21 protein-coding genes are annotated in these 20,056 nt (G+C 65.8%); 13 read left to right on the top strand and 8 right to left on the bottom strand.

The features are described from left to right. Window positions 1-64 precede the first annotated feature (64 nt). From IAG41_RS16365 to IAG41_RS16340, 6 genes are all read right to left on the bottom strand, one after another. The gene (locus tag IAG41_RS16365; protein ID WP_187729740.1) at window positions 65-541 is read right to left on the bottom strand and encodes a GNAT family N-acetyltransferase; all 477 of its coding nucleotides are present in this window, start codon (window positions 539-541) and stop codon (window positions 65-67) included. Then, window positions 538-1,182, bottom strand: coding sequence for a tRNA (adenosine(37)-N6)-threonylcarbamoyltransferase complex dimerization subunit type 1 TsaB (gene tsaB, locus IAG41_RS16360; RefSeq protein WP_187729739.1), 645 nt, complete (start codon window positions 1,180-1,182; stop codon window positions 538-540). The genes IAG41_RS16365 and tsaB overlap by 4 nt, the downstream gene beginning before the upstream one ends. Window positions 1,183-1,228: 46 nt before the next feature. Further along, the gene (locus IAG41_RS16355) at window positions 1,229-1,822 is read right to left on the bottom strand and encodes a malonic semialdehyde reductase (RefSeq protein WP_187729738.1); all 594 of its coding nucleotides are present in this window, start codon (window positions 1,820-1,822) and stop codon (window positions 1,229-1,231) included. A gap of 29 nt (window positions 1,823-1,851) precedes the next feature. Beyond that, window positions 1,852-2,427, bottom strand: coding sequence for a NifU family protein (locus IAG41_RS16350; protein WP_187730115.1), 576 nt, complete (start codon window positions 2,425-2,427; stop codon window positions 1,852-1,854). Window positions 2,428-2,498: 71 nt separating this feature from the next. Continuing rightward, window positions 2,499-2,771: a hypothetical protein gene (locus IAG41_RS16345; RefSeq protein WP_262408728.1), complete on the bottom strand. Its 273-nt coding sequence runs from the start codon at window positions 2,769-2,771 to the stop codon at window positions 2,499-2,501. Window positions 2,772-2,882: 111 nt separating this feature from the next. Then, window positions 2,883-3,737: an aspartyl/asparaginyl beta-hydroxylase domain-containing protein gene (locus tag IAG41_RS16340; protein WP_316251176.1), complete on the bottom strand. Its 855-nt coding sequence runs from the start codon at window positions 3,735-3,737 to the stop codon at window positions 2,883-2,885. Window positions 3,738-3,915: 178 nt separating this feature from the next. Between IAG41_RS16340 and IAG41_RS16335 the strand changes: the two genes are divergently transcribed. Then, window positions 3,916-6,792 carry a M16 family metallopeptidase gene (locus IAG41_RS16335; RefSeq protein ID WP_187729737.1) on the top strand — a complete coding sequence of 959 codons (2,877 nt, stop codon included), beginning with the start codon at window positions 3,916-3,918 and terminating at the stop codon, window positions 6,790-6,792. A 111-nt stretch (window positions 6,793-6,903) separates the two neighbouring features. On the opposite strand, the gene IAG41_RS16330 is transcribed toward IAG41_RS16335, so the two are convergent. Then, window positions 6,904-8,691, bottom strand: a complete 1,788-nt coding sequence (locus tag IAG41_RS16330) for an AMP-dependent synthetase/ligase (RefSeq protein WP_187729736.1) — start codon at window positions 8,689-8,691, stop codon at window positions 6,904-6,906. 208 nt (window positions 8,692-8,899) lie between these two features. On the opposite strand from IAG41_RS16330, the gene ggt reads away from it, so the two are divergent. Beyond that, entirely contained in the window at window positions 8,900-10,627 is a 1,728-nt protein-coding gene (ggt, locus tag IAG41_RS16325; protein WP_187729735.1) for a gamma-glutamyltransferase, read from the top strand. Here ggt and IAG41_RS16320 read toward each other — a convergent pair. Next, window positions 10,624-11,619, bottom strand: a complete 996-nt coding sequence (locus IAG41_RS16320) for a quinone-dependent dihydroorotate dehydrogenase (RefSeq protein ID WP_187729734.1) — start codon at window positions 11,617-11,619, stop codon at window positions 10,624-10,626. The two genes, ggt and IAG41_RS16320, sit on opposite strands and share 4 nt — an antisense overlap. A gap of 262 nt (window positions 11,620-11,881) precedes the next feature. Here IAG41_RS16320 and IAG41_RS16315 point away from each other — a divergent pair, with 262 nt between their 5' ends. From IAG41_RS16315 to IAG41_RS16265, 11 genes are all read left to right on the top strand, one after another. Next, the gene (locus IAG41_RS16315; RefSeq protein WP_262408727.1) at window positions 11,882-12,784 is read left to right on the top strand and encodes a helix-turn-helix domain-containing protein; all 903 of its coding nucleotides are present in this window, start codon (window positions 11,882-11,884) and stop codon (window positions 12,782-12,784) included. Between the two features lie 41 nt (window positions 12,785-12,825). Beyond that, on the top strand, window positions 12,826-13,236 hold the full coding sequence (locus tag IAG41_RS16310) for an SUF system Fe-S cluster assembly regulator (RefSeq protein WP_187729732.1): 411 nt from the start codon (window positions 12,826-12,828) through the stop codon (window positions 13,234-13,236). Next, window positions 13,236-14,699: a Fe-S cluster assembly protein SufB gene (sufB, locus tag IAG41_RS16305; protein ID WP_187729731.1), complete on the top strand. Its 1,464-nt coding sequence runs from the start codon at window positions 13,236-13,238 to the stop codon at window positions 14,697-14,699. The genes IAG41_RS16310 and sufB overlap by 1 nt, the downstream gene beginning before the upstream one ends. Further along, entirely contained in the window at window positions 14,696-15,214 is a 519-nt protein-coding gene (locus IAG41_RS16300; protein WP_187729730.1) for a hypothetical protein, read from the top strand. Before sufB ends, IAG41_RS16300 begins: the two co-directional genes overlap by 4 nt. Before the next feature lie 79 nt (window positions 15,215-15,293). Continuing rightward, a complete protein-coding gene (locus tag IAG41_RS16295; RefSeq protein ID WP_262408726.1) occupies window positions 15,294-15,713 on the top strand; it encodes a hypothetical protein in 420 nt (139 codons plus the stop codon). A 4-nt stretch (window positions 15,714-15,717) separates the two neighbouring features. After that, window positions 15,718-16,035 (top strand): hypothetical protein, encoded by a 318-nt coding sequence (locus tag IAG41_RS16290; protein WP_187729729.1) that lies wholly within the window; start codon window positions 15,718-15,720, stop codon window positions 16,033-16,035. Continuing rightward, a complete protein-coding gene (gene sufC, locus IAG41_RS16285) occupies window positions 16,035-16,778 on the top strand; it encodes a Fe-S cluster assembly ATPase SufC (RefSeq protein WP_187729728.1) in 744 nt (247 codons plus the stop codon). Before IAG41_RS16290 ends, sufC begins: the two co-directional genes overlap by 1 nt. A gap of 112 nt (window positions 16,779-16,890) precedes the next feature. After that, complete coding sequence (locus tag IAG41_RS16280) at window positions 16,891-17,976, top strand: SufD family Fe-S cluster assembly protein (RefSeq protein ID WP_316251175.1); 1,086 nt, start codon at window positions 16,891-16,893, stop codon at window positions 17,974-17,976. Next, entirely contained in the window at window positions 17,955-19,184 is a 1,230-nt protein-coding gene (locus IAG41_RS16275) for a cysteine desulfurase (RefSeq protein WP_187729727.1), read from the top strand. Before IAG41_RS16280 ends, IAG41_RS16275 begins: the two co-directional genes overlap by 22 nt. 13 nt (window positions 19,185-19,197) lie before the next feature. After that, complete coding sequence (locus IAG41_RS16270; RefSeq protein WP_187729726.1) at window positions 19,198-19,674, top strand: SUF system Fe-S cluster assembly protein; 477 nt, start codon at window positions 19,198-19,200, stop codon at window positions 19,672-19,674. Then, window positions 19,674-20,030, top strand: coding sequence for a HesB/IscA family protein (locus tag IAG41_RS16265; RefSeq protein WP_187729725.1), 357 nt, complete (start codon window positions 19,674-19,676; stop codon window positions 20,028-20,030). Before IAG41_RS16270 ends, IAG41_RS16265 begins: the two co-directional genes overlap by 1 nt. The last annotated feature ends 26 nt before the right edge of the window (window positions 20,031-20,056 follow it).

The following is a 20,056-nucleotide window of genomic DNA, read 5'->3' as shown; positions in this document are numbered from 1 at the left end:
TCGGCGCCCTATCGGACCAATTTGGATCGAAGGCAAGCGCTTAACCATCTACTTGCGCCAAAATTCAGACGAGTTTCCTAGCAAAGGTCTGTGCATCAAACGCTTGTCCGGTGTTGCCGCGATAGTAATTTCGCCGCTCTCCCACCTTGTCGAAACCTTCTCGTCGGTAAAGTTGAACCGCTTCATTGCCGGCGCGCACCTCCAGATGCATCTCTTCCACTCCACGATCGCGTGCTTCGGCGATCACTGCGCGCAGAAGGGCTCCGGCTATTCCGCGTCGACGGGTGGCGGGGCGGGTGGCAAGCAGCAGCAATTCGGCCTCCACGCCGGTCGAGCGCGCCAGCGCGAAACCCGAATCGATTCCGCCCAGGCTAGCGATGACCAGCCACACACCCGGCAGCGACAGCATTCCCATGCATTGCGCGCTGGTCCATGCCTCACCGAAGCGCGGGTCGAACGCTTCCTGCATGATCGCGCTGACGGCGGGCAGGTCCTGCATCCCGCCTTCGCGCAGTTCGGTCATGTTGATCGTGCCGCTCATACCAGGCCGCGCTCGGCCAGCGTCTTGGCATCGGGCGCGCGGCCATAGATCGGGCGCGGCGGCAACGCGGCGAACCCGGGCGGCAGCAGCAGCGCATCGGTGGCGTGGGGAAGCGCCTCGCGCAGGTCGCGATTGGGGTCGAGGAGCGCGAGACGGCGGATGCCGCTGCCGATCGCGGCGCGGGTGCCGAGCGCGTCGAGCGCGGCGGCAGGGAGGAGCGAGCGGAGCGGCCCGTCCTCGGCCAGCGGCGAAGAGGTGAACGCCTGCATGAAGACTTCACCGTGCCCGCCTTCGAGCACCACGGCAAGCACGAGCAGCGCGGGATCAGCAGCAAAACCCGCCGCTGCCAGCAGTGCGAGCGACGAGTAGCCGGCGACTTGCGCGCCCCAGCCGATCGCCAACCCTCGCGCGGCGGCCAAGCCTACGCGCACACCGGTGAAGCTGCCTGGGCCGACATCGACGAGAATGCGCGCGGCGCGGCCTTGGCCGGGCAGTCCGCCGATCATCGGCACCAGCCGCTCGGCATGGCCGCGGCCGACGACTTCGTGCGTCTGGGCGAGGAGGACCCCCTCTTCCAGCAGCGCCACCGAACAGGCGGCAGTCGCCGTTTCGATCACCAGGGTACGCGGGCCAATGGACATCGGCCCGCGCTACTCAATTGCTCGGCCAAGCGTCAAATGGCGCGCGTCAAATGACAGTGTTGAACTGCTCGAACTCCGGGCGCGGCAGCCGTTCGAAGATCGTTGAGGGATCGCCGTGTCCGAGCGTCGAGATGAAGTTCGACTTCACATTGGGCTGATCGCCGAAGAACGCCGCGTCGACCGCGGCATTGTCGAAGCCCGACATCGGCCCGGTATCGAAGCCCAGCGCGCGCGCCGCGATGATCAAATAGGCGCCCTGGAGCGATGAGTTGCGGATCGCGTGGGTGTAGCGGACCTCGGGATCCGGGAACCAGTCCTTGGCGGTCGGCGCATGCGGGAAGAGCCAGGGGAGCTGTTCGTTGAACGCCAGGTCCATGCCGATGATTACGCTGGCGGGCGCCGCCTTGATCTTGGGGGCATTGGTGCCGCTGGCGAGTGAGGCCAGTCGGTCCTTCGCGTCCTGGCTCATCACCCAGACGAAACGTGCGGACTGCTGGTTGGCCGAAGTCGGTCCCAGCTTGAGCAGGTCGTAGATGCGGCGGATATCGGCTTCGGTGACCGGTTCGTCGGTAAAGCCGTTATAGGTGCGCGCGGTACGAAAGATCGTATCCAGCCCCGCGTCGTTGAGGGGTTGGGCCATATGCTGGTCCTTTCGGGTGATGGAGCGCTCTAGACGGCGCGGACTTCGGTTACTTCGGGAACATAGTGCTTGAGCAATTGCTCGATGCCGTTCTTCAGCGTCGCGGTGGACGAGGGGCAGCCCGAACAGGCGCCCTGCATCTGCAGATAGACCTTACCGGCATCGAAGCCGCGATAGATGATGTCGCCGCCGTCATTGGCGACCGCGGGACGGACGCGCGTGTCGATCAGCTCGCGGATCTGCGCGACGATGTCGGCATCCTCGGGATTGTCGCCGAAATCTGCGCTCTCGGGCGGAACCGAGAAGCCAGCGGCGGAACCCATGTTGAACAGCGGCATGTTGGCCGAGAAATGATCGAGCAGGATGCCGAGCACATCGCGCTTCAGCCCGCTCCATTCGACGCCGGGCGCCGCGGTGACCGAGATGAAGTCGCGGCCGAAGAACACGCCCGTCACGTCGCCGAGCGAGAACAATGCGTCGGCGAGTGGCGATGCCTCGGCATCCTCGGGGCTCGCAAAGTCGCGCGTGCCGGCGTCCATCACGGTCCTGCCGGGCAGGAACTTGAGCGTTGCCGGATTGGGCGTGGATTCGGTCTCGATCAGCATAAACCGCATGTGGGCCTGCGGGCGCGCCGGATCAAGCGGGTGACGTGAAACGCTGGGTTGCCGCGAGGAGATCAGTCGGCGGCGTCTTCCCCGTGTTGCGTCGCCTCACTCACGTTGCGGTCATGCCCGCTCTTGTCGCTGAAGAATGCCGCGGCAAACAGGCCGCAGCCGAGCAGCGTCGAAACGAAGACGCCGCCGATGGTCGCGAGCACCATCGAGAGGTAGAGCGGACCGAAGAGGGAGAGATACCAGAGCGCGCCCGCGACCATCAGCACGCCGGCGACGGCGATCCATGCCAGCATCTTCTTGAAATCAGCCAAGGCCTTGGCACGTTCGGTGACCATGTTTGCGGTCCTTTACCGCGGACATCTGTATCCGCAGCGCCTATCTGGCCCTTTCTACGGCGCGATCAAGCCATGCGAAAGGGTGAGACAATATATACCCATCCCCGCGCGTCAGCCCTCGAGAGCCTTCATGGCTTCGTTCCAGCGCATCACATTGGCGCGCGCTTCCTGGACGAAGGCCGAGCGGCGAATGACGCCTAGGAATGTATCGGCGATCCAGCGCCCCGGATTGCGCAGGGGGCGGCGGACCTGGATGAGCAGGACGACACGCGTGCCGCTCGTGTCGTTCCACACCTCGTGATCATAGGTATCGTCGAAGACTAGGGTTTCGCCCTCTGACCAGCGCATGACGCGATCCGACACGCGCATGCGGACGTCACCGTCGCGCGGCACGATCAGGCCAAGATGGCAGGTGATCAGCCCCTTGGTGACCCCGCGATGCGCGGGGATATGCGTGCCCGGCGCCAGGATCGAGAAAAAGGCGCTGTTGAGTCCCGGGATCCGCTCGACGATACGTGTCGTCACCGGGCAGCGCTCGAGATTCTCGCGGACCGAATAGCCATAACCCCACAGGAAGAAGGAGCGCCATTTGTTGACGGGCGCGATCGCTCGGTGATCGGGCGAGATGCTGGCGAGCGAGGGCGCGGGCCGGCGCTCGAGCGCAGCGGTGATCGCCTCGTTGCGGATCGCCTGCCAGTTCCCGCGTAGCAGCTGCGTCCATTCGAAATCGCGCACGTCGAGCACCGGGTCGTTGGGCACGAGCGACGACGACGCGATCAGCCAGTCGAAGAACCCGCGCAGATATTTGCCATATTTGATCAGGAACGGCCGGTTCACATCGGCCCGCATCGGTGCGTCTGGCAGTATCGCGCCAGGCATCGGCAGATCGTGTGCCGTTGCCCGTGCCTGCAATTTCTCGACCTGGTTCGAGTCGCGCCACTGGGCGCCGTCCGTCTTCACCTTCACGCCAACAAAAATCCTGACACGCATCGAGCGGTGCCGTGTTGCGCGGCGGCATCCGCGATTTTCCTCCTAGCCCCCGACTTTGGTCGAAAACGTGGCGGTGGCGTGGCGCCAAGATGCGTACAGCCGATAGAAAGGTAGCGGCTGGCAAGGCGGGGCTAACGCCACTAGATGGGGCCCTATGCTTTCGATCCTGCGGTTCCCGCGCTTCGCCTTCCTCGCTTTTGCCCTGCTCTCTCCGGCGCTACCCGCGCAGGCACAGACAGCACCCGCGCAAACGGCGGCTCGTCCGGTACAGACCGCCGACGATCCCTGGCTCTACAAGGGCAGCGACCTCGTCCACGACGATGAATGGAAGTTCGGCCGCCTTTCGAACGGCGTGCGTTATGCGGTTCGCAAAAACGGCGTGCCGCCAGGCCAGGTCTCGGTGCGCGTGCGGATGGATGTCGGCTCGCTGATGGAGACGGACAGCGAGCGCGGCTTTGCGCATTTGATCGAGCATCTCTCGTTCCGCGGATCGGTATACGTGCCCGATGGCGAATCGAAGCGCGTCTGGCAGCGCCTAGGCGTGACTTTCGGTTCGGACAGCAACGCCTCGACCACCTTCATCAGCACCACCTACAAGCTCGATCTGCCCAACGCGACCGAGGCCGGGCTGGACGAAAGCTTCAAGATCCTCGCCGGTATGATGTCCGGCCCCGCGCTCACCCAGCAGGCGCTCACCGCCGAGCGCCCGGTAGTGCTCGCCGAGCAGCGCGAGCAGCCCGGCCCGCAGGTCCGCATGCAGGACGCGATGCTCGACCTGATCTTCGCCGGCCAGCCGCTCGCCAATCGCGAGCCGATCGGCACGGTCGAGACGCTCAACGCCGCGACGCCGGCATCGGTGCAGGCCTTCCATGATCGCTGGTATCGACCTGAGCGCGCCGTGGTGATCGCCATCGGCGATGTCGATCCGGCGATGCTCGAGGCGTTGGTCGTCAAGCATTTCAGCGCCTGGAAGGGCGTCGGCCCCGCGCCCGTCACGCCCAATTTCGGCAAGCCCACTCCAGATCACCCCGTCGCCGCCAGCATCGTCGAGCCGGCGATCCAGCCGATGGCGATGATGGTGATCGTGCGCCCCTGGACGGTCTTTGCCGATACCGTGATCTTCAACCAGAAGCGCATGATCGATCTGGTTGCGCTGCGCATCATCAATCGCCGCCTCGAAACGCGCGCCCGTGCCGGTGCCAGCTTCCTCGCTGCGGGGGGCGATCTGGATGACATCGCCCGCTCCGCCAATGTGACGACGATCAACGTGTTGCCGGTCGGCGACGATTGGGAAACCGCGCTGCGCGACGCGCGCGCCGAGATCGCCGAAGCTGCCGCGACCGCGCCGACCCAGGCTGAGATCGACCGCGAAGTCGCCGAGATCGACGCGATAATGAAGCAGCGGATCAATACCGCCGCGGTCGAATCGGGCGTGTCGATCGCCGACGATCTGGTCCAGGCGGTCGACATCAACGAGACGGTGACGACGCCCGAGGCCTCGTACGACATCTTCAAGCAGGCGGTGGCGAACAAGATGTTCACGCCGGCGACGGTGCAGGCATCGGCCAAGAAGGTGTTCGAAGGCGTCGCGGTGCGTGCGCTGGTCAACACCCATATGCCCGATCCGCAGGTGGTGACGAAGGTCACCGCCGCGCTCCAGGCCGATGTGAAGGCCGCTGCGACCAAGCGCCGCGCGCTCAATGTCAGCTTCGATCAGCTCCCCCGCCTCGGCAAGCCCGGCACGGTGGTCAGCCGCGAGCGCGTCCAGCCCAATGTCGAGGTCGATCAGGTCGTGTTCTCGAACGGCGTCCGGCTGCTGATGCGCCAGGATCAGTCCGAGGTCGGCAAGGTGTTCGTCAATGTTCGCTTCGGCCACGGGATGAACGCGCTGCCCGCCGACCGTCCGAGCGCCGCCTGGGCGGGCGAGGGCGCGCTGATGGCGAGCGGCATCGGCAAGCTCGGCCAGGAGGAGCTCGATGCGCTGACCGGCAACCGCCAGATCGGCCTGGGCTTCTCGATCGACGAGGACGCGTTTGAGCTTTCGGGACAGACCAACAAGGCCGACCTGCTCGATCAGCTCAAGCTGTTCGCGGCCAAGCTCGCCGCGCCGGGCTGGGATCCCAATCCGGTTCTGCGCGCCAAGACGGCGACCCTCGCGGGTTATGCCGGGCTCTCCGCCTCGCCCGATGCCGTGCTGTCGCGCGACCTCGAGTTGCTGGTCCATTCCGGCGATCCACGCTGGGGTATCCCGCCGCGCGCGACGGTGGAGGCGACTACGCCCCAATCGTTCCGCAAGCTCTGGGAGCCGCTGCTCGCCAGCGGTCCGATCGAAGTCGATGTCTTTGGCGACATGGACAGCGAAGCCACGATTAAGGCCGTGGCCGAGACGCTGGGCGCGCTCAAGCCACGCACGGCGAGCACCACGCCGCCGCCTCCGGTCAAGTTCCCGGCACATGTCGACACGCCCGTCGTACGGACGCACACCGGTACGCCCAATCAGGCGGCCGCCGTGATCGCCTGGCCCACCGGCGGCGGCAGTGCCGACATCTCCGAGAGCCGCAAGCTCGATATTCTTGCCGCGATCTTCCGCGACCGGTTGATCGACCAGCTCCGCAGCCAGGCGGGCGTCAGCTATTCGCCGAACGTCGACAGCAGCTGGCCGCTCGGCATGACCGCTGGCGGCAAGATGATCGCGCTCGGGATGGTGCCGCCCGACAAGACCGATTTCTTCTTCCAGCTTGCGCGCGGCATCGCCGCCGATCTGATCGCCAAGCCGGTGGATGCCGACGAGCTCGACCGCGCGCTGACCCCGCTCAAGCAGATGATCCTGCGCCGATCGAGCGGGAACATGTTCTGGATGACGCTGGTCGAGGGCGGCAGCTACGATCCCGCCCGACTGGCCTCGGTCGATACGCTCGGGCGCGACTACGCGACGACTTCACCCGACGAGATCCAGGCGCTCGCCGCCCGCTTCCTGCGGCCCGACCGCGACTGGACCATGGTGGTGGTGCCGGAGAAGGCAGCGAAGTAGCGTTCGCGCGCGCCACGACACCGCCGACGCTCCTGCGAAAGCAGGAGCCCAAGGGTAACGGGCGGCTTGTTTGCGATCCTGGGCTCCTGCTTCCGCAGGAGCACCAGGCAATCAATACAGCGCGTCGAGCCGGTCGCCATAGACCAGCTTCAGGATATGCCGCCGGATCTTGAGACTGGGCGTCAGCTGCTCGTTCTCGATTGTGAACGGCGTGTCGGCGATAATGAATTTCCGGACCCGTTCGATGACGGAAAGGTCCCTGTTCACGCGCTCGACGGCGTGGGCTAGCGCCGCCTTGTACTCGGGATCGTGCGCGAGCGACTTGAAGTCGCACCGGCTGCCGTTCTTCGCGCACCATTCCTGGGTCCAGTCGGGATCGGGTACGAGCACCGCGGTCATGTACGGCTTCTTGTCGCCCGCAATCATCGCCTGGATGATTTCGGGTTGGAGGGTGAGCATCCCCTCCACCTTTTGCGGGGCGACATTGTCGCCCTTGTCGTTGACGATGATGTCCTTCTTGCGGTCAGTGATCTGGATCCGGCCCTTCTCGTCAATCAGGCCGATATCGCCGGTGTGGAGCCAGCCGTTCTGGAGGACGCGGTTGGTCTCCGCCTCGTTGCGCCAATAGCCGTGCATCACCAGCTCGCCGCGCACCAGTATCTCGCCATCCTCGGCGATCCTGACTTCGACGCCTTCGAGCGGCGGACCGACCGTGTCCATCTTGAGCCCGACCTTGGGCCGGTTGCACGAGATCACCGGCGCCGCTTCGGTCTGGCCATAGCCCTGGAGGAAGGTGAGGCCGAGCGACTGGAAGAATACACCGACTTCGGGATTGAGCGGCGCCCCGCCCGACACCATCGCCTTGATCCGCCCGCCGAAGCGCTTGGCGAGCTTGGGGCGCAGCGTGGCATTGAGGAACAGGTTCATAGGCACGTCGGTCAGGCCCATGCCGCCGGCCGCCTTCTTCGCGCCGATCGAGACCGCCTTTTCGAGCAGATAGCTGGCGAAATTGCCCTGCTTCTCGACCTGCTTGGTGATCCGCGTGCGCAGCACCTCGAACAGGCGCGGCACGACGACCATGATCGTCGGGCGCACTTCCTCGATGTTCGACGCGAGCTTCTCCAGCCCTTCCGAATAATAGATCTCGGCGCCCAGCCCGATCGGGAAATGCTGCCCGCCGGTATGCTCATAGGCGTGGCTCAAGGGCAGGAACGAGAGGAACACCTCGTCGTCCCAGCCGAAATCCTCGCTGATCAGCGAGCAGCACGCCTCGACATTGTGGAGGATTGCGCCGTGATGCTGCATCACGCCGCGCGGACTTCCGCCGGTGCCGCTGGTGTAGATGATACAGGCGGTTTCCTCGCGCCGGAAATTGGCCTTGGCCGCGACCTGGACCGGATCGGCTGGGTTCTTGGCGATCAGGTCGCGCCAGTCGTGAAAGTCCATCGTGCCGTGCTGGCCGGCACGGACATCGTCGATGCCGATCACCATCCGTGCCGAGGACGAACGAATCGCCGCCGGGAGCAGCGTCTTGGCCAGCTTGGTGTTCGAGACGATAATCGCGCAAGCGCCCGAATTCTCGATGATGTGCTGGTGATCGCGCTCGGTGTTGGTCGTGTAGGTCGGCACGGTGATGCAGCCCGCCGCCATGATCGCTAGATCGCTGATGCAGAATTCAGGGCGATTCTCGGAAACGAGCATCACCCGGTCGCCGCGCTTCAGGCCCAGGCCCTGCAACGCGGTCGCCAGACACGCGACCTGCCGTGCCGCCTCGGTCCAGCTCATTGGTTGCCACGCCCCCCCGGCCTTGTGCCAGAGGAAGGGCTTGTCGCCCAATTGGCGCGCGCGGGCGAAGAACATGCCCACGAGATTTTCGAACCGTTCGAGCTTGCGGCTCATTGCATCCCTTCTCCCCCACACCCAACGCTCGGATTTCCGTAGCGTTGCCCCTTTGCTTCACACAGTCTTAGAGCGCCTGTCCGGGTTCCGCCAGCGGCGCGCGGCGGGCGTGGACGGCTTGCCATTTGCTACGCTATCGGCGGGCGTGCCGGCAGACATATGGGTTGCCAATTCGCGGGATAAGCCGGCCTCGCACTCGGGAGCGCGCATGAGATTGTTCCGTAACGTCATAGCGGCGGTTGCCGCGTTGGGCCTTATCTCGTGCGCGGCGGCGCAGGATCGCGTCGCCGAGAGGCCCGTCGCCGGGCGTTCCCAAGCGCAGATCTTCGCGGCTTCGGCCAATCCGCTGGCGGTAGAGACCGGTCTCGCCGTGTTGCGGCGTGGCGGCAGCGCAGTCGACGCGGCTGTCGCGATGCAGGCGATCCTCTCGTTGGTTGAACCGCAGAGCTCGGGAATCGGCGGCGGCGCCTTCATGACCTATTATGATGCCGCCTCGCGCAAGGTGACCGTCTATGACGGCCGCGAGATCGCCCCAGCCGGCGTGTCCGAGGGCATGTTCCTCGATGCGAACGGCAAGGCGCTGCCGTTCGGCCAGGCTGTGCTGAGCGGCCGCGCCACCGGCGTCCCCGGCGCCGTCCGCATGCTGAGCGTCGCGCATCAGGATCATGGCAAGCTTGCCTGGCGCGATTTGTTCGGCGACGCCGAGCGCACCGCGCGCGAGGGCTTCATCATCTCGCCGCGCCTGGGCCGTTTCATCGGCAGCAGCTTCCCCCAGAACGCCGCGCCCGATGTCCGCGCCTATTTCTCCAACCCCGACGGCAGCCTCAAAAAAGCGGGCGACCGGCTCACCAACCCGGCCTATGCGGCATTCGTCCACCACCTGGCCGAAGATGGGGTGAACGCGCTCTATGCCGGGCCCACGGCCGAGCGCATCGTCGAGCGGACGCACGCGGCGCCGCTCGGCGGATCGATGACGCTCGCCGATCTCGCCGCCTATCGCCCGGTCAAGCGCGAGGCGCTGTGCGGCAGGTATCGCGTCTATCTGGTCTGCACCCCGCCGCCGCCTGCGAGCGGCGTGGGTCTGCTCCAGCTCCTCGCGATCCTCGAGCGCACCGACATCGCCGCGCGCGGGCCGCAGGATCCCCAGGCCTGGTTTCTCTTCGCCGAAGCCAGCCGCATCATGTACGCCGATCGCGACCAATATGTCGGCGATCCCGCCTTTGTGAGCGTGCCGGTCGCCGGGATGCTCGATCCCGCTTATGTCGCGGGCCGCGCGAAGCTGATCGGAAGCGACGCTGCGCCTGCACCCTTGGCCGGTACGCCCGCCGGGGCCCCAGTCGCCGCGCTCGACAAGACCTACGAGCCGATGGGCACCTCACACATCATCGTCGTGGATGCTGAGGGCAATGCCGTGTCGATGACGACCACGGTCGAATCGATCTTTGGATCGGGGCGGATGGTCGACGGCTTCTTCCTCAACAACCAGATGACCGATTTCTCGATGCAGCCGCGCGACAGCCGGGGACGGCTGGTCGCGAACGCACCCGCGCCCGGCAAGCGCCCGCGCTCGTCCATGATCCCGTCGATCCTGCTCGACCGTGAAGGCCGCTTCGCCGGGGCGTTCGGCTCGGCGGGCGGCAACGCGATTCTGCCCTATGTCGCCAAGTCGATGGTCGCCGCGATCGACTGGAATCTGCCGGTGCAGGACGCGATCGCGCTGCCCAACCTTGTCGCGCGCGGCGGCGCCTTCAACGGCGAGGTCACCAAATTCTCGCCCGAACTACTCCAGGCGCTGGCGCAGCGCGGTATCCGGCTGCAGCCGGGGCAGGGCGAGGATTCGGGCATCCAGGGCGTGATGATCCGCCCCGGTGGCCACTTCGACGGCGGCTATGATCCCCGGCGCGAGGGAAGGGCCATCGCGGAGACCGTGCGCTAGCCACGGGCGTTCAATCCGCGGACGATCCGGCGTGGCAGCCCGGCGCCCTTGTAGACCAGCGCGCTATAGATCTGGACGAGCCGCGCCCCCGCGTCGATCCGCCGGCGGGCCTCGTCCGGACTATCGATTCCGCCCGCTGAGATTAGCGGAAGCGCGCCGCCGCTCGCCTCGCGGGCTTCGATCAGCTTGGCGCGGGCGAGTTCGCGTAACGGGGCGCCCGAAAGGCCGCCGGTCTCAGCGGCATGGGTCGATTGCAGCGGAGGGCGCGAAATCGTCGTGTTCGACACGATCAGCGCGTCGACATGGTTGTCGATCGCAGCCCGGATGGCGCCTTCGATCCCCGCTCGGTCGAGATCGGGTGCGATCTTCAGGAACAGCGGAGTGCGCTTCTCGCCCTTCCGCGCGGCGTCGGCCGCCGCGAGCAACTCGTCGAGTGCGGGGCGCGACTGCAGGTCGCGAAGCCCCGGCGTGTTGGGCGAGCTTACATTGATGGTGATATAGTCGGCGAGTGGCGCGGCCTTGGCGACGCCCAGCGCATAATCACCGACTCGGTCGTCCGAATCCTTGTTGGCGCCGACATTGATGCCGAGCACCCCCCTACGTTTCGGTAGCGCCGCGACTCGGGCGAGCGCCGAGTCGATTCCGCCATTGTTGAAGCCCATCCGGTTGATCACCGCTTCATCTTCGACCAGCCGAAACAGGCGCGGCCTGCGATTTCCGGGCTGCGGGCGGGGCGTCAGCGTGCCGACTTCGACCGATCCGAAGCCGAGTCCGAACAGCCCCGCGACCGCCTCGGCATCCTTGTCGAGACCCGCCGCCAGGCCGATGGGGTTGGGAAAGACGAGGCCCGCGATTTCAACAGGATGCGATGCATCCATAATGGAAGCAAATGGCGTACCAATGGCGCCCCACAGCTTTAAGCTGGTGATTGCAAGCCGATGCGCCCGCTCGGCATCGAGTAAGAATAGTACGGATTGGAACGGATAACCCATGCTGTGCGCCCTTCGCACCTCGCTGGCGCGACGTCAAAATGTCGCATGTCGATTCCGTACAATACCGGGGGTGGGGTTTCGTTTAGAGAGGAATTGCGACCCGAGGGGTTCCGCTTAACGGGGGGAACCCTTTTCCTTATGGCCCGGCCGGGTAACCGGCCGGGCCACTTTTATCTGACGCACACCGTCGCTATAGTCTTCGTCTAGAATAAGAACCGAACCTGGGGGCTCAGGTCGAATGCGGGGCGCTGCAAATCGTAAGATGACGGGATTGGAACCGGGTGGCGACCCGGCGATGCCGCATCTTGAATTCATCAAGGCGAGCGGTAAATTGTTGCCGCACATCGAATCTTACTATCTTTTCCGCTACGACGCGGCCGAGATCGACGGCATCGAGCGGGTCGATCTGGGGCAGCTGCGCTTCATGATCAGCGGCGAGGGCACAGTCTTCTTTCCGGACGGCCATTCCGAGCCGACTCGGCCGATCATGGTCAACGGCCCCGGCACAGCCGCGGCAACCTACAAGATGCGCGGGCCGCTCCATGTCTTCGGCGTTTCGCTGAGGGGAATCGGCTGGAAGGCGCTGATCGGCGTCCCGGCGCACAAGGTGGCCGATCGCATCATCGACGGCGAGAAGCTGTTCTGCGAACAAGCGCCGCTGCTCCTCGAGCGGTTGCGGAGCATGACCACGCTCGAGGAGATGGTCGCGGCCATCGAGCCGCTGCTGATGATGCGCCAGCAGGAAGTGAAGCCGGTGCCCAAGGCGCACGTGACCTTCCTGCGCGTGATCCGCGAATGGACCGCGACCGACGATCCGACGATCGAATGGCTCTACGCCCGGATGAAGGCGGAGACCGATATGGGCGAGCGCCAGGTCCAGCGGCTGTGCAAGGAATACTTCGCCGGATCGCCGACGCATCTGAAGCGCAAGTTCCGCGCGATCGGTGCGGCGATGCGCATCTACCAGGGTGCGCCGCTGGACGACGTGATCGGCCCCTTCGCCGATCAGTCGCACATGATCAACGAGGTGAAGCACTTCACTGGCCACACGCCGACCACATTGCGCGCCAATATCGATCCCGTGCTGGCCGTGACGCTCGACAATGAGAGCTTCCATTTCCTGCCCGACGTGATCCCGGAAACGGTTGACGTGCGCCGCCGCTGAGCCCACATGCCAATCGGATCAAACCCGTCCGATTGGATTCGATGCGTCTTTCGAGCCTTGCCGATTATGCCGTAGTCATGATGGCCGCTGCGGCGCGCCATTGCGGCGCGTCGTGCCGGCTGAACGCGACGAGCCTCGCCGAGGAGACCGGTCTGCCGCTGCCCACCGTGCAGAAACTGGTGAGCAAGCTTTCCGCCGCCGGGCTGATCGAGAGCGCGCGCGGCACCGGCGGCGGCTTCCGCCTCGCCCGCCCGCCCGCGGCGATCACCGTCGCCGATATCGTCGAGGCGATCGAGGGTCCCATCGCGCTAACGACCTGCGTCGATACCGGCAAGCATGATTGCGCGATCGAAGCGACGTGCCGCGTCATGCCGCACTGGAATGCGGTCAATGGTGCGGTAAAGGGCGCGCTTGCGGGAGTGTCCCTCGCCAGTCTGAGTAGGAGTGCCTGATGGCCACCAAGAATGCCGAGGCGCTCGCAGCCGCCAACAAGAAGTACGAATGGGGCTTCTCGTCGGACATCGAGCAGGAGTTCGCGCCCAAGGGGCTGAGCGAGGACACCGTCCGCTACATTTCCGCCAAGAAAAGCGAGCCCGAATGGATGCTCGACTGGCGGCTCAAGGCGTTCCGCATGTGGGAGACGATGGAGCTGCCCGAATGGGCCAAGCTCACGATCCCCGCGATCGATTACCAGGACGCCTATTATTACGCCGAGCCCAAGCAGAAGAAGACGATCGGCTCGCTTGATGAGCTCGATCCCGAGATCCTGCGCGTCTATGCCAAGCTCGGCATCCCGATCGAGGAGCAGAAGGTGCTCGCCGGCGTCGAGGGCGCGCGCAAGGTCGCGGTCGACGCGGTGTTCGACAGCGTCTCGGTCGCCACGACCTTCCGCGAAGAGCTGAAGGCCGCGGGGGTCATCTTCCTGTCGATCTCGGAGGCGATCCGCGAATATCCCGAACTGGTGAAGAAGTGGCTGGGCAAGGTCGTGCCCCAGCGCGACAACTACTTCTCGGCGCTGAACAGCGCGGTCTTCTCCGACGGTACCTTCGTCTACGTGCCGGAGGGCGTGCGCTGCCCGATGGAGCTCAGCACCTATTTCCGTATCAATGCCGAGAATACCGGCCAGTTCGAGCGCACCCTGATCATCGCCGACAAGGGCGCGTACGTCTCGTACCTCGAGGGCTGCACCGCGCCGATGCGCGACGAGAACCAGCTCCACGCCGCCGTGGTCGAATTGGTCGCGCTGGACGATGCCGAGATCAAATATTCGACCGTGCAGAACTGGTATCCCGGCGACGAGAACGGCGTCGGCGGCATCTTCAACTTCGTGACCAAGCGCGCTTTGTGCGCCGGCACCAACTCGAAGGTCAGCTGGACCCAGGTCGAGACCGGCAGCGCGATCACCTGGAAATATCCGTCCTGCATCCTCCAGGGCGACGGCTCGGTCGGCGAATTCTATTCGGTGGCGGTCACCAACGGCCACCAGCAGGCCGATACCGGCACCAAGATGCTGCACATCGGCAAGAACACGCGCTCGACGATCGTCTCCAAGGGCATCAGCGCGGGCAAATCGAGCAACACCTATCGCGGCCGCGTGCTCGTGAACGCGAACGCCGAGAATGTCCGCAACTTCACCCAGTGCGACAGCCTGTTGCTCGGCGATCAGTGCGGCGCCCACACCGTGCCCTATATCGAGGTGAAGAACCCCTCCGCCCAGATCGAACATGAGGCGACCACCTCGAAGATCAGCGAGGACCAGATGTTCTACGCAATGCAGCGCGGGCTCGACCAGGAGGCCGCGGTGGCGCTGATCGTCAACGGCTTCGCCAAGGAGGTGCTCCAGCAGCTCCCGATGGAATTTGCCGTCGAGGCGCAGAAGCTGCTGGGGATCAGCCTTGAGGGCAGCGTCGGATGATCCTCGGCGCGGTTCTATTGCTGATGCAGGATGTCCCCGCCCCCACCCAGGACGTGCAGGGCGAGGATATCGTCGTGCGCGCGACCTTCGGGCACACGACGATGCTGTTCGACAAAGGCGCCGACGGGCGCTTGCGCAACTGCCGGATCATGGTCTCGAGCGGCAGCCAGCGGCGCGACACCGATGCCTGCCACGCGACACCGGTCTGCTATGCCAAGACCGCCGACGAGGTGACCGACTGCCGCGAGCTCACCTTCCTCGAGATGGCGGCGACGATCGGTGCGCCTGCGCTCAAGCCCGCAGCCCCCGGCGGCACGCAGACCTTCACCTTGCCGAAGCTCACCCAGCCCAAACCCGCTTTGCTGGCGGGCCAGGCCGGTCCGCTCGAAAGCACCGAGGAGAGCAAGGAAACCGAGCGCCAGCGCGTCAAGCTGCCGCCCTTGCCCAAGCCACCCTCGGACGGTCCCGTCGTGCGCTTCGGCCCCGCGCAGACCGGGCAGGAGGACAGGCAGTGATCGCCGGTCAGCCCCCCGCAAGTATCGGTCTGGTAGAAAACCGTTCGAGGCGGGAGTTCGCGCCTCCGGGAGTAAAGAAATGATGTTCGGCATATTCGCAATGCTTGCGGCCCAGGCCGCTCCCGGCGTGGTGATCGACACTCCCGGCCAGATCGGCGTGGCGACCAACCATGCGCGCTGCATCGTCCGTGCGGTGGGCAGGGCCCCGGCGGACGCCGCCGCGCGCGCGGCCAAGGTGCAGGCGGCGGTGACGCAGTGCCGCAGCTTCCTCGACGCTGATTATGCCGCCGGCCGGCTGACGCTCAACGGCAAGCCCTATGAAAAGGGCTGGTGGCGCAAGGTACAGGTGACGCTCGACGCGGTCCAGGCGGGCGTTGTCGCCGGGATCACGGGGCAGGCGCAATACAAGATCAACTGGCGGCTGCCCGATGGCTCGGTAGTCGACGCCTATGACGCGCCCGATCCGAAGACCGTGCAGCTGCTGACAGTGGCGATCTGACGCGATGATCGCCGCTGCGCTCCTTCTTTTCGCCGCACAGGACGTACCAGCCGACGTGCAGGCCGACGACATCGTCGTCACTGGCCAGCTGCTGAAGCTCAAGGTCGGTCTCAAGACCAATCGCAAGGGCCGGGCAATCGCCTGCGCGATCGATCGGACCAGCGGCGACGCTGGTTTCGACCGCAAGGCGTGCGAGACCACGGTGGTCTGCGTCAATCAGGGGCCGCGCGATCACGAAGCGGTCTCGGCCTGCGTCCATGATCGCATGTTTAGCTTTGCGCGGGGCCGGGCGACCGTCGCCGCAATGGAAGAACGGGAATAATGCTCAAGATCGAAGACCTTCGCGCCGAAATCGACGGCAAGGAAATCCTGAAAGGCCTCAGCCTGTCGGTGAACGCGGGCGAGATCCATGCGATCATGGGTCCGAACGGCGCCGGCAAATCAACGCTCGGCTATGTGCTGGGCGGCCGCCCGGGCTATGAGCCGACCGGCGGAACGGTGACCTTCGAGGGCAAGGACCTGCTGGAGCTGGCGCCGCACGAGCGCGCCGCGGCGGGCTTGTTCCTCGGCTTCCAATACCCGGTCGAGATCCCCGGCATCTCCAACGTCCAATTCCTCCGCGAAGCGCTCAATGCGCAGCGCCGCGCCCGTAACGAGGCCCCACTTTCGGGCGGCGAGTTCCTCAAGCTCGCCCGCGCCCAGGCCGATGCGCTGGGCATGGACCAGGAAATGCTCAAGCGCCCGGTCAATGTCGGCTTTTCGGGCGGCGAGAAGAAGCGCAACGAGATGGTCCAGATGGGCATCATCGGCCCCAGGCTGGCGATCCTGGACGAGACTGATTCCGGCCTCGACATCGATGCGCTGAAGGCGGTCGGCGACGGCATCAACCGCATCATGCGCGCGCCCGACAAGGCAGTGATCCTGATCACCCACTATCAGCGCCTGCTCGATTATGTGCAGCCGGACTTCGTCCATGTGCTCGAACTGGGCCGCATCACCCGCACCGGCGGGCCGGAGCTCGCGCTCCAGCTCGAGCGCGAGGGCTATGGAGTGGTGGCGGCGTGACCCCGTTTTTCCTCCTCCGTCATGCTGAACTTGTTTCAGCATCCAACGCGCGACAAGCGGCGGCATCGCGAGTGGAGGCTTGGACCCTGAAACAAGTTCAGGGTGACGGTAAGTGAATCCGGTGCTCGAACTCCCTTCGCCGCGCCAGGAGGAATGGCGCTGGTCCGACATGGCGGCGCTCAAGGCTGCTGCCGAGGCCGAGCCGCGTGCCGCGTCGATAGCGCCCGCCGATCTGTTCCTCGATATCGAGGGCCCGCGTCTGCTTTTCGTCGACGGCATGTTCGAGCCCGCGCACAGCCGCCCGGGTCGCGTCCAGGTCGGCCGGATCGTGCCCGAGACCGAGCATCCGTTGGCCAAACAGGCCGAAGGCGAGGGCTGGTCGCTCCATCTCGGCCGCGAAGAGGCGGTGACTCACGTTCAGATCGTCCATCTCGGATCGGGCGGCGAGAATCATGTACCCGCCCGGCTGGTGCTGGAGGAGGACGCAGTTGCCTCGGTGGTCGAAACTTATGCCGGATCGGGCTGGGCGAACCGGCTGACGACTATCGTGCTCGGCAAGGGCGCGCGGCTGATGCGCTCGGTGCGGCTGGTGCAGGACGACGGCTTCGTTTCGCTGCGCGACGAGGCGGAGATCGGCGAGGCGGCGAGCCTGGTGTCCATCTTCCTCGGCGCCGGCGGCATGGGCAGCCGGATCGACGGCGCGCTGACCCTCACCGGCAAGGGCGGTTTCGCCGAAATGGGCGGCGCGCTGCTGACGCGCGGTACGCAGAAGCAGGAAGCCGCCGTCACGGTGCGCCACGAGAATATCGAGGGTACCTCGCGCCAGCTATGGCGGGCGGTGGCAGCCGATCGTTCGGCGGCGAGCCTTGCCGCCCGTGTCGAGGTCGCCCGCGGCGCCCAGCAGACCGATGGCGAGCAATCCCTCAGGGGCCTGCTCCTCCAGCGTTCGGCGACGGTGAACCTCAAGCCCGAGCTCGAGATCTTCGCCGACGATGTGAAATGCGCGCACGGCGCGACCGTAGGCGAGCTCGACAAGATGGCGATGTTCTACCTTCAGAGCCGCGGGCTCGAAGAGGCGCGCGCCAAGGCGCTGCTCACGCGTGCTTTCGTGGCGGATGCGATGGAGCGAATTGGCGACGAGACCGTACGCGAGGCCTTCGTCGCGGACGCGGACAAATGGTTGGAGGCTGCGCTGTGAGCACCGTGCTCGATACCCGCCCGCTCGATGTGCTCGCCGATTTCCCCGCGATCCCGGCGGGCTGGGCCTATCTCGACACCGCCGCCACCTCGCAAAAGCCGAAGCCGGTGATCGACGCGATCACCCGCGGCTATGGCGAGACCTATGCCACGGTCCATCGCGGCGTCTATCAGCGCTCGGCGGACATGACCTTCGCCTATGAGGCCGCACGCGAGCGCGTCGCGAAATTCCTCGGCGGTTCGGCGCGCGAAATCGTCTTCGTCCGCGGCGCGACCGAGGGGATCAACCTTGTCGCGCAGTGCTGGGCCGGCACCCACCTGAAGGCCGGCGACCGCATCCTGCTCTCGACGCTCGAGCACCATTCCAACATCGTGCCGTGGCAGATGGTCGCCGAGCGCATCGGCGCCGCAATCGACGTCGTCCCGCTCACCGCGAACCAGCGCATCGATCTCGACGCGATGGCGGCGATGCTCACGCCCGCCCACAAGCTGGTCGCGCTCGCCCATGTCTCGAACGTGCTCGGATCGGTGCTGGACGCGCGCCGCGCTGCCGATCTCGCGCATGCGGTGGGGGCGAAGATCCTGCTCGACGGCTGCCAGGCGGTGCCGCGCATGGCGGTCGGCATGGCCGCGCTCGATTGCGATTTCTACGTCTTCTCGGGCCACAAGCTCTACGGGCCCACCGGCATCGGCGTACTCTGGGCCCGCTACGAACTGCTCGACGCGATGCCTCCCTATCAGGGCGGCGGATCGATGATCGACAAGGTGACCTTCGCGCGCACGACCTATGCCCCGCCGCCGGGACGGTTCGAGGCGGGCACGCCGCACATCATCGGCGTGGTCGGGCTGCACGCTGCGATCGACTATGTCGATGGCATCGGCCTCGATCGCATCCATGCCCATGAGACCGCTCTGGTCCGCCAGGCGCGGGAGGCCTTGTCCAAGCTCAACAGCGTGACGCTGTTCGGTCCCGATGACAGCGCCGGGATCGTAAGTTTCGCGGTGGAGGGGGTGCATCCGCACGACGTCGCCACCATCTTGGACGAGGGCAATGTCGCGATCCGCGCGGGCCACCACTGCGCGCAGCCGTTGATGGAGGCGCTGGGGGTGCCGGCAACGGCGCGAGCGAGCTTCGGGGTTTACAACGGCGCGGACGATATCGCCGCGCTGATTGCGGGTATCGAGCGTGTGACGCGGATTTTTGGGTAGTAGGGATTTTCGGGTGAACGAGGAACGCAAGATCACGATCGAGGAAGTCGACGCCGTCGAGGCGCCGGCCAAGGCGCGCGTCGGGGATGCGGTGCCGGACGTGCAGGCGACGTTCGAGCGCAAGCGCGACTATCTCGCCGGCTTCCTCTCGCAAAAGCCCGAGCTGCATCCCGATGGCGAGCCCGGCGGCGCGCTCTACGAAGCGGTGATCGAGGCGCTCAAGGAAATCTACGATCCCGAGATCCCGGTGAACATCTACGATCTCGGCCTGATCTATGGCGTCGAAGTGACCGCCGAGGGCCATGCCGCGGTGACAATGACGCTCACCACGCCGCATTGCCCGGTCGCGGAATCGATGCCGGGCGAAGTCGAGCTGCGCGTCGGCTCGGTACCCGGGATTGCCACCGCCGACGTCAATCTGATCTGGGATCCGCCCTGGGATCCGCAGAAGATGAGCGACGAGGCCAAGCTCGAACTGGGGATGCTGTGATGGCCGAGACCAGGCTCCGCGCCCGCCCCGCCGCGCTCACCCTCACGCCGCGCGCCGAGCAGCGCATCGCCGATCTGATGGCAAAGGCGCCCGAGGGCGCGATCGGCGTCAAGCTCTCGACGCCGCGCCGCGGCTGCTCGGGGCTGGCCTATTCGGTCGATTACGTCACCGAGGCCAAGCCGTTCGACGAGCGGATCGAGACCCCCGGCGGCCTGTTCTTCGTCGACGGCGCCTCGGTGCTCTACCTGATCGGCTCGAAGATGGACTGGGTGGAGGACGATTTCGCCGCCGGTTTCACCTTCGAAAATCCGAACGCCAAGGGCGCCTGCGGCTGCGGCGAGAGCTTTACCGTCTGATCATCCGGGCATAGGGCGTGGCGCGA

Origin of the sequence: Sphingomonas sp. JC676, assembly GCF_014489075.1 — a bacterium.
In the GTDB taxonomy this organism is placed as follows: Bacteria; Pseudomonadota; Alphaproteobacteria; order Sphingomonadales; family Sphingomonadaceae; genus Sphingomonas.
The sequence above is the reverse complement of the archived record's forward strand: the minus strand, read 5'-3'. Positions and strand labels throughout refer to the sequence as shown.

What these genes read in the sequence shown, in the direction of transcription:
- IAG41_RS16310 (WP_187729732.1), top strand. Translation starts at nt 12,826, where the DNA reads ATGCGTCTTTCGAGCCTTGCCGATTATGCCGTAGTCATGATGGCCGCT.
- IAG41_RS16335 (WP_187729737.1), top strand. Translation starts at nt 3,916, where the DNA reads ATGCTTTCGATCCTGCGGTTCCCGCGCTTCGCCTTCCTCGCTTTTGCC.
- IAG41_RS16320 (WP_187729734.1), bottom strand. Translation starts at nt 11,619, where the DNA reads ATGGGTTATCCGTTCCAATCCGTACTATTCTTACTCGATGCCGAGCGG.
- IAG41_RS16300 (WP_187729730.1), top strand. Translation starts at nt 14,696, where the DNA reads ATGATCCTCGGCGCGGTTCTATTGCTGATGCAGGATGTCCCCGCCCCC.
- IAG41_RS16330 (WP_187729736.1), bottom strand. Translation starts at nt 8,691, where the DNA reads ATGAGCCGCAAGCTCGAACGGTTCGAAAATCTCGTGGGCATGTTCTTC.
- IAG41_RS16365 (WP_187729740.1), bottom strand. Translation starts at nt 541, where the DNA reads ATGAGCGGCACGATCAACATGACCGAACTGCGCGAAGGCGGGATGCAG.
- IAG41_RS16290 (WP_187729729.1), top strand. Translation starts at nt 15,718, where the DNA reads ATGATCGCCGCTGCGCTCCTTCTTTTCGCCGCACAGGACGTACCAGCC.
- IAG41_RS16295 (WP_262408726.1), top strand. Translation starts at nt 15,294, where the DNA reads ATGATGTTCGGCATATTCGCAATGCTTGCGGCCCAGGCCGCTCCCGGC.
- IAG41_RS16350 (WP_187730115.1), bottom strand. Translation starts at nt 2,427, where the DNA reads ATGCTGATCGAGACCGAATCCACGCCCAATCCGGCAACGCTCAAGTTC.
- ggt (WP_187729735.1), top strand. Translation starts at nt 8,900, where the DNA reads ATGAGATTGTTCCGTAACGTCATAGCGGCGGTTGCCGCGTTGGGCCTT.
- IAG41_RS16355 (WP_187729738.1), bottom strand. Translation starts at nt 1,822, where the DNA reads ATGGCCCAACCCCTCAACGACGCGGGGCTGGATACGATCTTTCGTACC.
- IAG41_RS16345 (WP_262408728.1), bottom strand. Translation starts at nt 2,771, where the DNA reads ATGGTCACCGAACGTGCCAAGGCCTTGGCTGATTTCAAGAAGATGCTG.
- IAG41_RS16265 (WP_187729725.1), top strand. Translation starts at nt 19,674, where the DNA reads ATGGCCGAGACCAGGCTCCGCGCCCGCCCCGCCGCGCTCACCCTCACG.
- IAG41_RS16315 (WP_262408727.1), top strand. Translation starts at nt 11,882, where the DNA reads ATGACGGGATTGGAACCGGGTGGCGACCCGGCGATGCCGCATCTTGAA.
- sufB (WP_187729731.1), top strand. Translation starts at nt 13,236, where the DNA reads ATGGCCACCAAGAATGCCGAGGCGCTCGCAGCCGCCAACAAGAAGTAC.
- tsaB (WP_187729739.1), bottom strand. Translation starts at nt 1,182, where the DNA reads ATGTCCATTGGCCCGCGTACCCTGGTGATCGAAACGGCGACTGCCGCC.
- IAG41_RS16275 (WP_187729727.1), top strand. Translation starts at nt 17,955, where the DNA reads ATGGTTGGAGGCTGCGCTGTGAGCACCGTGCTCGATACCCGCCCGCTC.
- sufC (WP_187729728.1), top strand. Translation starts at nt 16,035, where the DNA reads ATGCTCAAGATCGAAGACCTTCGCGCCGAAATCGACGGCAAGGAAATC.